The following is a 14,059-nucleotide window of genomic DNA, read 5'->3' as shown; positions in this document are numbered from 1 at the left end:
ATACTATTTTCGTTAGAAAACAGACTTATAGATATTTTGGGCTGATTCAAGGGTAACTGTTTGTATGAGTAAGCAGGTGAAGGGAGTGTCATACTTGAACCAAAAAGAACAGAACGAGCACTCTAAAGATTTTAACCTGAGATCAAAATTAATCGGAATTGTATCTATCACTTTTATCGCGGCCATTGCGCTTGCAGTCATTTTCGGCGGCTTTTTCTTCGGAATGAAAGGCTTATTCTCTATACTGGGCATCACATACGCTTCCAATCAAACATTAGCTTTATTTATTTTAGCCTGCTTTGCTGCAGGTTTAATTATAGACCCACTCACAAAGATTATCTCTATCATTTTGGCAAAATCACTTTCATTGAAAAAGACTGCACTTTTTGCTTTTATACTGTATTTTATCAGCAATCTTATAACGATCTGTTTTGCAGATTACTTTATGCAGTCTATTTATATTCCAGATATCTTGCTTGTTGTGATATCAGCAGTGATGGCTTTCACTGAACTTGCTTTTGATGACCAGCCTAATGGAGAAGCAGCTTAAAATGCCGATGGCAGATATGGAGAATTCATAACACCTTATATTTGGACATCACCAGTTATATAAACGAAAAAAACTCCCTGTTCACACGAACAGGGAGCAAAACACAATGTTGTAATTTAAATTCTGCATTCTAAAATGATTCTTACATTCGGATCATCAAGTTCATCCAAAAAGATAATGATCTTCGGACCACATGCCATATGTTTCCACCTCCTCACTCAAAATATACATTAATCCCAATTGACTGTAAATGGAAATTTTGTTATACGGAGGAACCATGAAGTATAATGCGTTAACACTGCTCACACGTTTACAACCGTTTCTTATAATCTGACACTCGAAGGAGTACAAAAAAAGCATTGATCCATTCAGAGAATGGATCAATGCTTACCACCCCCGCTACATCACGCGTTTGAACATCTTTTCCATCTCATAAGTGGAATGGTGTATGATGATCGGGCGGCCGTGCGGGCATGTAAATGGGTCTGATGTGCTTCGGAGGTCGTCCAGAAGCGCTTTGATTTCGTCGTTTCTGAGGTGGCGATTTGCTTTGATGGAGCCTTTGCAGCTCATCATAATCGCCGCTTCCTCGCGGAGTTTTTTAATATCTATATTTTTGGAGTCGAGCACCTGCTGAATGATTTCTTCTATGAGCTCTGCTTCTTCTCCCTTTGGAAACCAGGCCGGGTGGCAGCGGACGATGTAACTGTTAGAGCCGAATGACTCTAAAAAGACACCCACGCTTTCGAGCTCTTGTTTGTGCTGTTCAATAATCAAAGCCTCATTTGTGGAGTAGTGGAACGTCAGCGGTACAATCATATCCTGCACCTCAGGCTCAACCTCCCCCACCTTTTCACGGAAGTACTCATATTTAATACGTTCTTGGGCGGCGTGCTGGTCGATAATATACAGGCCGTTTTCGTTTTGTGCCAATATATAAGTCCCGTGCATCTGGCCGATCGGGTACATAATCGGAACCCGCTCAGACGCTGGCTGCTGCTGTTCCTCATGGCATTCCTGCTCAAATGTTTCAGGCTCTTCTGCTGAAACATCGGACACCTCAAGGGTTTGTTCCTGATCAACGATAGGAGGAGCATCAAATTGGAGAGGAGGCAATTCTTCCTCCGCATCAAGCGGCTCTTTTACGACTGAACTGAGCTTCATTGGTGAATAAGATGACGCAGTCGATTTTTCCGGAACTTTTTTTTCCGCAGGCTTTTCATCAAAGGTTATGAACTGCTGCTCATTTTTGATTACAGGTGCCGATTTTTTCGGGAGCTGGGCACTCGGAATCAGCTGCTGCTGTTTAAACACATCTTTAATTCCGTCACGTATTAAGTCATGAAGCTCTGTTTCCTTGCTGAGCCGGACCTCAAGCTTCGATGGATGCACGTTGACATCGACTAAAATCGGGTCCATCGTAATTTCTATAAAAGTAATCGGATGGCGTCCGATCGGCAGAAGCGTATGATAGCCTTCATGAACCGCTTTGACGAGCGGGAAATTTTTAATGTAACGGCCATTGACCACAGACGACATATAGTTTCTCGACGCCCGTGTAATCTCTGGGAGGGCGATATATCCCTTTACTTCAAAATCCAAGGAGCTCACATGCAGCGGGAGCATTTTTTTGGCGACAGCCGTGCCGTAAATCGCTGCCAGTACATGGCGCACATCTCCGTTTCCGTTCGTTTGAAGCAGGTTTTTCCCATGATGGCGCAGGCGGATCGATACCTCTGGATGCGCCAGAGCAATACGGTTCACCACATCTGTAATGTTTCCAAGCTCTGTATGAACGGTTTTCATATATTTCAAACGGGCCGGTGTGTTAAAAAACAGGTTGGAAACGACAATTTCAGTTCCCTTCCTGCTTGAGGAACGCGATTCGGAAATGATGTTTCCTCCTTGGAGGACGAGCTTCGTCCCAGCTCCTTCACCAGTGCTTGTTGTAATCTCCAGATGAGAGACTGACGCGATACTCGGCAGGGCTTCTCCCCTGAAACCGAGCGTTCTCACCCTGAATAAATCATTTTCATCTTTTATTTTACTCGTTGCGTGGCGGCGGAAAGCACGCTTGCAATCTTCATTCTCCATTCCTTCGCCGTTATCCAAAACCCGAATGGATGCAAGTCCTGCTTCCTCAATATCGATTTCAATGACTGTGCTGTCAGCGTCGATCGCATTTTCCACCAATTCTTTGACGACTGAGGCGGGCCGTTCCACAACCTCGCCCGCCGCTATTTTATTTGAAAGCTCATCTGACAGCTGGATGACTTTTGCCACATTCATCACCCCGTTTTAATGTAATTTCTTTTGCAGCTTGTACATTTCATTCATCGCTTCAAGCGGTGTCATATCCAGTATATTAAGTGATTTGAAAGCATCGATCACTTGCTTTTCTTTTTTTGAAAGCTTTGGTGTTTCAGCCGGCTTTTCCGCTTCGTCAAAAAAGGACAGCTGTGCCGGCTCTTCTTTCACCTGAGGCTTCTGCATCGGCACTTCCGGTTTGTTTCCTGAATGCTCAAGCTCTTTTAAAATATCTTGAGCGCGTGCAATCAGATCTCCCGGCAGTTCGGCAAGCTGAGCTACATGGATACCATAGCTTTTATCAGCGGCACCTTCTTTAATTTGATGAAGAAAGACAACCGTTCCGTTATATTCTTCAGCGCGAACATGAACGTTTTTCAGCTGGGGCAGCTTGTCCTCAAGAACGGTCAGCTCGTGATAGTGTGTGCTGAACAGCGTCTTGGCGCCGATATGATCGTGAACATATTCAATAATCGCCTGTGCCAGCGCCATGCCGTCATAAGTGGACGTTCCCCGCCCGATTTCATCAAACAGAATGAGGCTGTTTTTCGTCGCGTTGACAATCGCATTTTTCGCTTCAAGCATTTCTACCATAAATGTACTTTGTCCGGAAATCAAATCATCTGCAGCGCCGATTCGTGTAAAAATTTGATCAAAAATCGGAAGCACCGCTTTTTTCGCGGGTACAAAGCAGCCGATTTGCGCCATAATGGAAATGAGCGCGATTTGTCTCATATACGTGCTTTTCCCTGACATGTTTGGACCTGTAATGAGAAGCATTTGTCTGTTATCGCCCATCATACAGTTGTTCGGGACATATTCCTGGCTGTCCATGACTTTTTCAACAACCGGGTGTCTGCCTTCAATCACTTCGACTTCATCTTTAGAGAACTCCGGTTTCGTGTAGTGACGATTTTCACTGATTGTCGCAAAGCATTGCAGTGCGTCCAGCTCGCTCATCTGTTTTGCAAGCTGCTGAAGCCGCGGAATATACTGCTTCACTTTCTCGCGCAGCTCGGTAAACAGCTCGTACTCCAGCTCACAGATGTTATTTTCCGCCTCTAAAATGAGCGCTTCTTTTTCTTTTAATTCAGGTGTAATGTAGCGCTCTGCATTGGTTAACGTCTGCTTCCGCTCATAACGCCCTTCCTCAAGCAAGTGCAAATTTGCTTTTGTCACTTCAATGTAATAACCGAAAACTTTATTAAAGCCGACCTTTAAAGAACGAATGCCTGTGTATTCCCGCTCCTGCTGTTCCAGGCGGGCAATCCAGTCTTTTCCGTTTCTGCTTGCATCACGATATTCATCAAGCTTTTGATTATAACCATCTTTAATCAGGTTCCCTTCTTTTACCGATAAAGGAGGGTTTTCGTACAGCGCTTCTTCCAGCAGTTCAAGTACGTCCCCGCAAGGGTCAATGCGCTCTGCACGTTCTTTGGCCTTGTCATGAGCCAGTGAAGCAACCAGCTGTTTGATGCCAGGAACTTGCTTTAACGATTCCTTCAGCTGAATCAAATCCCGGGCATTGACATTTCCGAATGCAACGCGGCCGGCAAGGCGTTCTAAGTCATATACTTCTTTTAAACGTTCACGCAGATCTTCCCGTTCAAAGAAATGGGACATCAATGTTTCCACCATTTCTTGGCGCTCTTCGATTTGATTGACTCTGATAAGCGGCCGGTCAATCCACTGTTTAAGCAGCCGGCCTCCCATTGCCGTTTTTGTTTCATCCAGCAGCCACAAAAGGGAGCCTTTTTTATTTTTTGAACGGATCGTTTCGGTCAGCTCCAGATTACGCTTTGAGTATAAGTCAATTTTCATCGCTTCCTCAAGCTCATACACCTGCACGGGCTGAAGATGATCAAGGCTGCGCTTTTGGGTTCTTTTCAAATACGTATATAAGCGCATAAATGTTTTTGTTATATCTTCATTATTTAAGTGCTCAATGATCGTTACGTGTTCGTCTGTTTCTCCGTCTTCAATTGAAATCGTTGCACCGCACCGCTCTCTCAGCTGTGCCACTGTATCGGCATCCAAGCTTCCTGAAACCACGATTTCCCGTGCGCCGACTGAATAAATTTCTGATATGACGTCTTCAAGCCGTTCAATCAGAACAGCCAAATTTTCTCCCGTTGTTAAATCAGACAGCGCAAGTCCGTATCCGTTCGAGCAAGCTGAAACAGATGCGATAAAGTTATTTTCCGATTCATGGATGCCTTTGCCGTCCATAACAGTTCCAGGCGTAATCAGCTGAACCACTTCTCTTTTCACAACGCCCTTTGCGGCTTTCGGATCTTCCGTTTGTTCACAGATTGCCACTTTGTACCCTTTTTTAATAAGCTGTTCGATATACGCGGAAGCAGAATGATACGGCACACCGCACATCGGTATTTTTTCAGCCGCACCGCCATCTCTGCTCGTTAACGTAATTTCCAGCTCTTGTGACGCTTTTTTGGCGTCCTCAAAAAACATTTCATAAAAATCACCCAGGCGAAAAAATAAAAAGGCATCCTGGTGCTCTGCCTTTATTTTTAAATATTGCTGTATCATAGGCGTATAACCGGCCATTGTTTAATCCCTCACTATGTATCAACGTTTCTATTTTCCAACCTTCATTATAACATAAACAAAAAGTGATAAAAGAATGATATATCAATATAAAAAAGAGACTTGGGGGTACTGTCTCCCCTAGTCCCTTTTTTATTCTTCAGGATCTCCCACTAAAAACTCCGGGTTGATGTCTTCAAGCTCTTCATCAAGCTCATCTTCCCAATCTTCCTCGTCGTCCTCTTCCCAGTCAGGATTGACCTCAACAACTACCTTTGTTTCCCCTACCACTTCCGCCAAAAATTCTCTTTCTGCCTGCACAACGATTTTATTTCCATTCGGCGAAATGGTCACTTCAAGGCAGTTTGGCTGCTGAAGCACTTTGGCAATTACTTCATGCTCATCATCTAAGTAATTATTGTCTCTGTATCTGAGTTTAATGACATCTACGTATTTTACCCGTTCTGTGACAACCTCTGTCTTTGTGTTGTCCGCGTAAGAGTACCATACGTTTATATCATAATACCCTTCAATTTCTACCGTTTTTCCAATTTTTTCAGCGTCATACTTGTGGTTAATAATCCAACCACCCAAAATGCTGCTCGGTTTTTTCTCAGGCGAGATGGTGTTGGTGCATTGGGTGAATTTTCGGCCTTTCGCTACTACTGCCTTCGTAATAATTTCCCTGTATTCAGACATTCCGGCATGCCTCCTTGTTCTTCTTCGTGTTATCTTATGCTGGGCATTTGTCTAGTGTGCATTTTTATAAATAAAATATAAAAATACAAAGTTTCTGTTCCATTGTATGCAGGTGTGCCTAGAAACTTTACTTATAAGTGCGATAAAGTTTACACGCGGCTGCGCACAGAAAAACCAATTGAACATTTGGTACATAGATTATTTAGTTCATTTATAACCGCACAAATGATAAAAAAACACGGGCCTGTAAAGGCACCGTGTTTAGAGAGAACAGCTGTTATTTGAATGCTTCACCTTTGAACCGGTTTCCCCTTTCAGCAGGTCGCCTCCGGTTGATGTGATGATTTCATTTGTGACTTGGTTGGAAATGGTGTGTGCAACGAGCTGCAGTAGGTCATTTACTTCCATCTGCGAGTCTCTGAATTCCTGGATAACAGGAATCTCTTCAAGCTCTTCTTGCAGCGCGTCAATTTTTGCTTCTACTTGTTTGAGCGCTTCATGCTTTTCATAATGCTTCAGATTGACAGCCTGCTTTTGCAGGGCTTTAATCTGATTAACGATTGTGGACACTTTGTCATTCTCATTGATTTGCGCTTCAGCCCGTTTGAAAAAATCAACCTCTTCTGTTTCAGAAATCATTTTTGCAAGGTTTCGTGCCTGCTGCACAATGTCTTTTTTTGAGTAGAGCGTCATCTTATTTCACCTCGATTGCTTCTCCTACCATTTCTCCGTCAAGCGACCATGTTTTCGCTTGCTGGATTTTCACGCGGACGATTTTGCCGATGGCTTCCTTCGGCCCTTTAAAATTGACAAGCTTGCTTTTTTCAGTATAGCCGGCAAGAATATCAGGGTTATTTTTGCTTTCACCTTCAACTAATACTTCGACAACCTTGCCTTCGTATTCCTTCATTTTTTTAGCAGAAATTTCATTCACCAGTGCGTTCAGACGCTGCAGGCGTTCTTTTTTCACACGCATCGGTACATTATCTTTCATCTTAGCAGCCGGAGTGCCCTCACGCGGAGAGTAAATGAACGTATAAGCGCTGTCAAACTCCACCTCACGATATAGAGAAAGCGTTTCTTCAAACTGCTCGTCCGTTTCGTTCGGAAATCCGACAATAATGTCCGTCGTCAAAGAAGCGTTTGGCATCGCTGCCTTAATTTTTCGCACCAGCTCCATGTAACGCTCTCTGTCATATTTGCGGGCCATCAACTTCAGAACTTCTGAGCTTCCTGATTGAACCGGAAGATGAATATGATCAAGCAGATTTCCGCCTTTTGCCAGCACTTCAATGAGGCGGTCGTCAAAGTCGCGCGGATGACTCGTTGTAAAACGGATTCTCGGGATATCGATTTTTCTCAGTTCATCCATCAAATCACCAAGTCCGTACGTCATATCTTCAAAGTCTTTTCCATACGCGTTTACGTTTTGGCCTAACAGTGTAATTTCCTTATAGCCTTCACTTGCGAGCCTTCTCACTTCCTGAATGATATCCTCAGGGCGGCGGCTTCTTTCTTTTCCGCGTGTGTAAGGCACAATGCAATACGTACAGAATTTGTCACAGCCGTACATGATATTGACCCAGCCCTTAATTTTTCCATTTCGGACTTTCGGAAGGTTTTCAATAACGTCCCCTTCCTTAGACCAAACTTCTACAACCATTTCTTTTGAAAGGTATGCTTCTGACAAAAGCTCCGGCAGGCGATGAATGTTATGCGTTCCGAAAATCATATCGACAAACGGATGTTTTTTCAAAATACGGTTCACGACTGATTCCTCTTGGGACATACAGCCGCACACGCCTAAAATCAGATCGGGATTGTTTTTTTTCAGTGCTTTTAAGTGCCCGAGCTCACCAAACACCTTGTTTTCAGCATTTTCACGGATTGCACATGTATTTAACAAAATGACATTGGCGTCGTCAACAGAGTTTGTCGCTTCGTAACCGAGCGCCATAAAGATCCCTGCCATAACCTCTGTATCGTGTTCATTCATTTGGCAGCCGTACGTACGGATATAGAACTTTCTTCCGTCTCCCAATCCTTTAAATTGTTCAGAAATTTTAAAGTCATTATGATAAGTAACGGCTTCCTTGCCTCGTTTTTTCGCGTCTTTTAAAGAAGGCGGAATGTAAACAGCTTCAAAGTACTTGCTGTAATCCTTCTCGGATTTTTTGTCCGATGGATTAACTTGTCCGCTCTCTAATTTTTGTTTTTCATTCATGTCATATTTTCTCCTTTCAAACCAAACTTCCACCCTTCAGTATAAAGGTTATTGAAGCTCTGCACAACCGGCAACCTATCATTGTACACTCATTGAGAATAATAATCAATAAGGAATCAAAAGAGGAAGAGTAAACTCTTCCTCTTGTTACAATAGCTGGAGCTCCTTTGCCGTCTTTTCGATGACATCAAGCGCCTGATCCAGTTCATCTTTGGTGTGCTCTGCTGTTATAATCGTGCGAATTCTGGCTTTTCCCTTTGCTACAGTCGGGAAAACGATACTTTGGGCAAAAACACCGTGAGAAAGGAGCTGATCTGAAAATTGCTTTGCCACACCTTCATCACCTATTAAAATAGGAAGAATCGGCGTTTGACTCTCTGTGAGAGTCAAACCCATTTTCACAAGCATTGCTTTAAAATAGGCAGTATTCTCCCACAAGCGCTCCATATGCTCCGGCTCTTCAAGCAAGACATCAATCGCTTCCATACAAGCTGCAGTGACAGCCGGCGGATGAGATGTGCTGAATAAAAATGGACGGCCTTTATGCCGTAAATAATCGATCAGCACCTTTGAACCTGCAGCGTAGCCGCCGAGCACTCCGATTGCCTTGCTTAATGTTCCGACCTGAATATGAACTCTGCCGTCAAGACCGAAGTGATTCACCGTTCCCCTGCCGTTTTCGCCAAGTACTCCGGATGCATGGGCGTCATCCACCATCACAAATGCGTCATATTTCTCAGCGAGCTCTACAATATCAGGCAGAGGGGCTATGTTGCCATCCATGGAAAATACGCCGTCTGTCACAATCAGACGCATCCTATAATTCATTGACTTTCTCAGCACCCGCTCTAAATCACTCATATTGACGTGCTGATACACCTTTTTATCCGCCTTTGTCAGTCGAATTCCGTCAATAATAGAAGCATGGTTCAATTCATCTGAGATGACAATATCCTCTTTTGAAAGAATACTTGAAAGTACGCCTTGGTTTGTTGTGAAGCCTGATTGGAATACAAGTGCCGCCTCCGTTTTTTTAAAGGCTGCCAGCTTTTTCTCAAGCTCTTGATGTATTGTAAATGTACCGGCAATCGTTCTCACTGATCCGGTGCCGGCTCCATACTGCTGAACGGCCTCCTGTGCGGCGTTGATGAGTCTAGGATGTGAAGTGAAACCGAGGTAATTATTAGAAGATAGCTGAATGACTTTTTGGTGATTCACTGTGACAGATGGGCCCTGCATAGATTCAAGCTGTTTTATGTCTTGCCAAGTATGGTTTTCTTTCATTCTATCAAGCTCTGCTTTTAAAAACTCAAATTCCTTCGTCATGTTTATCCCCCTTTATGGAATTAAAATTACTTTTCCGCACTGGCCGCTTCTCATCAGTTCGAAACCTTTTTCAAACTCCTCTAACGGAAACTGATGGGTAATAACAGGTGCAAGATCGATCACGTTTGAACTGATCAACTGAGACACCTGGCGCCATGTTGAAAACATTTTTCTTCCTGTTATTCCTTGGATGGTAAGCCCTTTAAATACCACTTTATTCGTCAAATCAATTGTCACCGGATGTTCCGGCAAGCTGAGAATATGAAATCTTCCGCCATTCGCAGCCATCGCAAGACCTTGGGCAATCGCTGAGGGATGACCCGACATCTCACAAACAAGATCTGCTCCTTCCCCACCTGTTAAAGCGCTTACAATTTTGAGCGGGTCTTCTTTTTCAATAGAAACAGTACAAGTCGCTCCCATTTGTTTTGCAAGCCTCAGCCTGTATTCATTCTTATCAATCGCTATCACCTGAGAAGCTCCTGCTGCTTTTGCAACCGCAACAGCCATAAGACCAATCGGTCCGCATCCAATGACTGCAGTCGTTCCTCCTGCAGGCTGGCTCTCGAGTACGGTATGAACTGCATTTCCTAAAGGCTCTTGAATGGAAGCAATCGACGGGTCCATATCAGCGGGATTTCTCCAAATGTTATCAGCTGGAACTTTTACATACTCCGCAAAACAGCCTGCCGTGTCCACTCCGATTATAGCAGTATTGGTACACACATGAGATTTTCCTGTTACGCAAGGGACACATTCACCACAGACAATGTGTGTTTCCGCAGACACATACTCTCCCACTTTTACACTGCTGACATTCTCTCCCACACCCTCTACGATGCCGCTGAACTCATGGCCGAAAACATAGGGTGTTTTAATTCTCTGACGTGCCCATTGATCCCAATTATAAATGTGGACATCCGTGCCGCATATGGAAGCGGCTTTCACTTTTATGAGGACTTCATGTTTATCAATCTCAGGAATGGGAACTTCAGTCAGCACAGCACCGAACGCCCCGTCCTTTTTCATTAGAGCTTTCATCTTTCCACTCTGCATGTACAATCCTCCTTGAAAAATTCTTGTTATATTCGGATTGTACCATGATATAGAATAAGCGTAAACAGTACTGTCTTTTCCAGAAGGACAAAAGTATCTGTCTTGAAAAAAGGGCGGAATTTTTTTTTGAAACGTTTTATCTCATTTCTGATTTTGTATATTCGCTCATTTATGTGCTAAAAATACTATCGGGAGAAAATATCACAATAAATGAAAAACAACCTGTTTGCATTACGCAAACAGGTTGAGAATGCTTTATTTGTTTTTAGCGAGGCTCCACGATTAATTTAATCGCTGTTCTTTCTTCCCCATCGATTTGAATATCTGTAAAAGCCGGAATACAAATCAAATCAACGCCGCTTGGCGCCACAAATCCCCTGGCAATCGCCACAGCTTTTACAGCCTGGTTTAATGCACCCGCTCCGATCGCTTGAATCTCGGCGGCTCCTCGCTCTCTCAACACGCCTGCAAGCGCACCTGCCACTGAATTTGGACTCGATTTTGCTGAAACTTTTAAGATTTCCATTTCTGCTCCCCCTTAGTTTTACAATGGATAAGTGAGTGTTCATTAGAACAATCATTATTAGATGTTGCTATCCAAAAAGCCATCCCCACAATGCTTTTCAAAAATAGCGGGCTACCTTCCATTTTTACTATATTCACTAAGGAGTTGCTATATTCCTGCTTTTCTTTTTAATATTTTTATAAAATAACCATATGTTCAACTATTCAAAGAACATGTGATCATCGTTGATTAAAATACGCTCAATTTTCACGGCTTTTTTCGTTTGATCGTCAATGTCAATCACAACTCCGCTGAGCGTTGTTTTTCCTTCAGCGACAGTAAACCGGACTGGAAGGTTCGTTTTGAATCGCTTAATAATCGTCTCTCTGTCCATCCCCAGTATACCGTCATACGGGCCAGTCATTCCCACATCAGTAATATATGCCGTTCCCTTCGGCAAAATGCGGTTATCCGCTGTTTGCACGTGTGTATGAGTTCCTACTACAGCCGACGCCCTCCCATCCGTGTACCAGCCAAGTGCGAGCTTTTCACTTGTCGCTTCGGCATGAAAGTCGATAAAAATGTACGGTGTTCTTTTCGCAGCCTCTGCGATCAATTCATCCGCTTTTAAAAACGGGTCATCAAGCGGCGGCAAAAACGTACGTCCCTGCAAATTAATGACTGCTAGTTCTTTGCCGTTTGCTTTCACATATGTGATCCCTTTCCCCGGTGTTCCTTCAGGAAAGTTTGCCGGGCGAACCAAGTTCGGAACGTCATCTATAAAATCAAATATTTCTTTTTTGTCCCATGTGTGGTTCCCCATTGTGATTGCATCTGCGCCGGACTGGATTAAGCTGTGATAAATTTTTTCCGTCAGGCCTTTTCCATGTGCGGCGTTTTCACCATTAATAATGGTAAAGTGAGGCTTATATTTTGTTTTTAGCTTTGGTACATATTCTTTGACCATGTCACGGCCCGGTGAACCGACAACATCTCCGATAAATAAAATTCTCATTTTGTAAATCCTTTCTTCTTGAAAATTCCTTGCCGTCAAAAAAATAAAGTGATGCTTAGCGCATCACTTTATTTTGCATACTCTACAGCTCGAGTCTCTCTGATTACTGTCACCTTAATATGACCTGGATAATCGAGCTCGTCCTCAATTCGCTTGCGGATATCTCGCGCCAGTCGATGAGCCTCAAGATCATTAATTGAATCCGGCTTCACCATAATACGCACTTCGCGTCCAGCCTGAATGGCAAATGATTTTTCAACACCTTCGTAGGACTCAGAAATTTCTTCGAGTTTTTCAAGTCTTCGAATATAATTCTCGAGCGTCTCACTTCTTGCGCCAGGTCTTGCAGCGGAAAGCGCATCTGCTGCAGCTACCAGCACAGCGATAATGGAAGTCGGCTCCTCATCCCCGTGGTGTGATGCAATACTGTTAATCACGACTGGGTGCTCTTTATATTTGGTCGCAAGCTCTACCCCGATTTCAACGTGGCTTCCTTCTACTTCATGGTCAATTGCTTTCCCGATGTCGTGAAGAAGACCCGCACGTTTAGCAAGCTTTGCGTCTTCACCAAGCTCCGATGCCATTAGACCGGCCAAGAATGCGACTTCCATGGAATGCTTAAGCACATTTTGACCGTAGCTTGTACGGAACTTTAAGCGGCCGAGGATCTTGATGAGATCTGGGTGGAGGCCGTGAACACCAACCTCAAATGTCGTTTGCTCACCCATCTCACGAATATAGTCATCGACCTCGCGGCGAGATTTTTCAACCATTTCTTCAATCCGTGCCGGATGAATACGGCCATCCTGAACGAGTTTATCAAGAGCAATTCTGGCTGTCTCACGTCTGATCGGATCAAATCCGGAAAGAATGACAGCTTCAGGCGTATCATCAATAATCAGGTCAATTCCTGTCAGCGTTTCAAGCGTACGAATGTTACGCCCTTCCCGTCCGATGATACGTCCTTTCATCTCATCATTTGGAAGATTGACAACTGATACCGTTGTTTCGGCAACGTGGTCCGCTGCGCAGCGCTGTAAGGCGAGTGAAAGAATGTTTTTCGCTTTCTTATCCGCCTCTTCTTTCGCACGGTTTTCAGTTTCTTTTGTCATGATGGCGATGTCATGTGAAAGCTCGTTTTCAACCCGCTCAAGAATGATTTGTTTCGCTTCATCACGAGTCAGACTCGAAATTCGTTCCAACTCAGACTGCTGCATACGAATCATCTCATCCACTTTGCTTTCCATCTCTTCAATATGTTGTTGTCGTTCATTCAGAGAATGATCTTTCTTCTCCAACATCGCTTCCCGTTTATCAATTCCCTCATGTTTGCGATCAAGGTTTTCCTCCTTTTGGAGTAAACGGTTTTCTTGTTTTTGAAGCTCATTTCGTCTTTCACGAACTTCCTGTTCAGCATCTATTCGAAGTTTGTGGATTTCATCCTTTGCTTCAAGCAGAGCTTCTTTTTTCAGTGCTTCAGCATCACGCTTCGCATCTTCAAGAATTTGCTCGGCTGCACCGCGTGCGCCCGCAATTTTCGCTTCGGCAATGGTTTTACGAACAAAGTAGCCAACAACTAAACCGAGTAGAATCAGCAAAATGGAGATGAGAACCATCATAATTGGGGTCATACTTTCACCTCCTCTTGCTATGAACTTGGTTGTTGCTTAAAAAGTGTCGGCATGTACATTGTCTAGTTTTCTCAACATACAGAACCTTCACAGGGAATGAGTGTGTTCATCGCCCTTGTCAAGTTTAAATGGTTTAACAATCATGTTAAAAAAACAAATGTTACAACTTCATTGTAAATGTGTCGGAAATACTTGTCAA

The 14,059-nt window shown here is 43.7% G+C and carries 11 protein-coding genes; 1 reads left to right on the top strand and 10 read right to left on the bottom strand.

Features of this window, described 5'->3' with window-relative positions:
* The first annotated feature begins 94 nt into the window (after positions 1–94).
* Positions 95–550 (top strand): regulatory YrvL family protein, encoded by a 456-nt coding sequence (locus NYE49_RS09205; protein WP_015483241.1) that lies wholly within the window; start codon positions 95–97, stop codon positions 548–550.
* 399 nt (positions 551–949) lie between these two features.
* Here NYE49_RS09205 and mutL read toward each other — a convergent pair whose 3' ends face one another.
* From mutL to rny, 10 genes are all read right to left on the bottom strand, one after another.
* Positions 950–2,833, bottom strand: a complete 1,884-nt coding sequence (gene mutL / locus NYE49_RS09200) for a DNA mismatch repair endonuclease MutL (RefSeq protein WP_015483240.1) — start codon at positions 2,831–2,833, stop codon at positions 950–952.
* Between the two features lie 15 nt (positions 2,834–2,848).
* Positions 2,849–5,425, bottom strand: coding sequence for a DNA mismatch repair protein MutS (gene mutS, locus NYE49_RS09195; RefSeq protein WP_015483239.1), 2,577 nt, complete (start codon positions 5,423–5,425; stop codon positions 2,849–2,851).
* Between the two features lie 132 nt (positions 5,426–5,557).
* Positions 5,558–6,103 (bottom strand): outer spore coat protein CotE, encoded by a 546-nt coding sequence (gene cotE / locus NYE49_RS09190; RefSeq protein WP_003231833.1) that lies wholly within the window; start codon positions 6,101–6,103, stop codon positions 5,558–5,560.
* A gap of 261 nt (positions 6,104–6,364) precedes the next feature.
* On the bottom strand, positions 6,365–6,796 hold the full coding sequence (gene ricA, locus NYE49_RS09185; RefSeq protein ID WP_003231834.1) for a regulatory iron-sulfur-containing complex subunit RicA: 432 nt from the start codon (positions 6,794–6,796) through the stop codon (positions 6,365–6,367).
* A 1-nt stretch (position 6,797) separates the two neighbouring features.
* Positions 6,798–8,327: a tRNA (N6-isopentenyl adenosine(37)-C2)-methylthiotransferase MiaB gene (gene miaB, locus NYE49_RS09180; protein ID WP_015483238.1), complete on the bottom strand. Its 1,530-nt coding sequence runs from the start codon at positions 8,325–8,327 to the stop codon at positions 6,798–6,800.
* A 147-nt stretch (positions 8,328–8,474) separates the two neighbouring features.
* Positions 8,475–9,653 (bottom strand): glycine C-acetyltransferase, encoded by a 1,179-nt coding sequence (locus tag NYE49_RS09175; RefSeq protein ID WP_047182626.1) that lies wholly within the window; start codon positions 9,651–9,653, stop codon positions 8,475–8,477.
* Positions 9,654–9,665: 12 nt separating this feature from the next.
* The gene (tdh, locus tag NYE49_RS09170; RefSeq protein ID WP_015483237.1) at positions 9,666–10,709 is read right to left on the bottom strand and encodes an L-threonine 3-dehydrogenase; all 1,044 of its coding nucleotides are present in this window, start codon (positions 10,707–10,709) and stop codon (positions 9,666–9,668) included.
* Between the two features lie 265 nt (positions 10,710–10,974).
* A complete protein-coding gene (gene spoVS, locus NYE49_RS09165) occupies positions 10,975–11,235 on the bottom strand; it encodes a stage V sporulation protein SpoVS (RefSeq protein ID WP_003154135.1) in 261 nt (86 codons plus the stop codon).
* 199 nt (positions 11,236–11,434) lie between these two features.
* Positions 11,435–12,229, bottom strand: a complete 795-nt coding sequence (gene ymdB, locus NYE49_RS09160) for a 2',3'-cyclic-nucleotide 2'-phosphodiesterase (RefSeq protein ID WP_003245138.1) — start codon at positions 12,227–12,229, stop codon at positions 11,435–11,437.
* Positions 12,230–12,297: 68 nt separating this feature from the next.
* Positions 12,298–13,860: a ribonuclease Y gene (rny, locus tag NYE49_RS09155; RefSeq protein ID WP_003221010.1), complete on the bottom strand. Its 1,563-nt coding sequence runs from the start codon at positions 13,858–13,860 to the stop codon at positions 12,298–12,300.
* Positions 13,861–14,059 lie beyond the last annotated feature (199 nt).

It is taken from the genome of Bacillus sp. FSL L8-0358 (assembly GCF_038593095.1).
GTDB lineage: Bacteria > Bacillota > Bacilli > Bacillales > Bacillaceae > Bacillus > Bacillus subtilis.
This window is presented reverse-complemented; position numbering and strand designations above follow the sequence as displayed.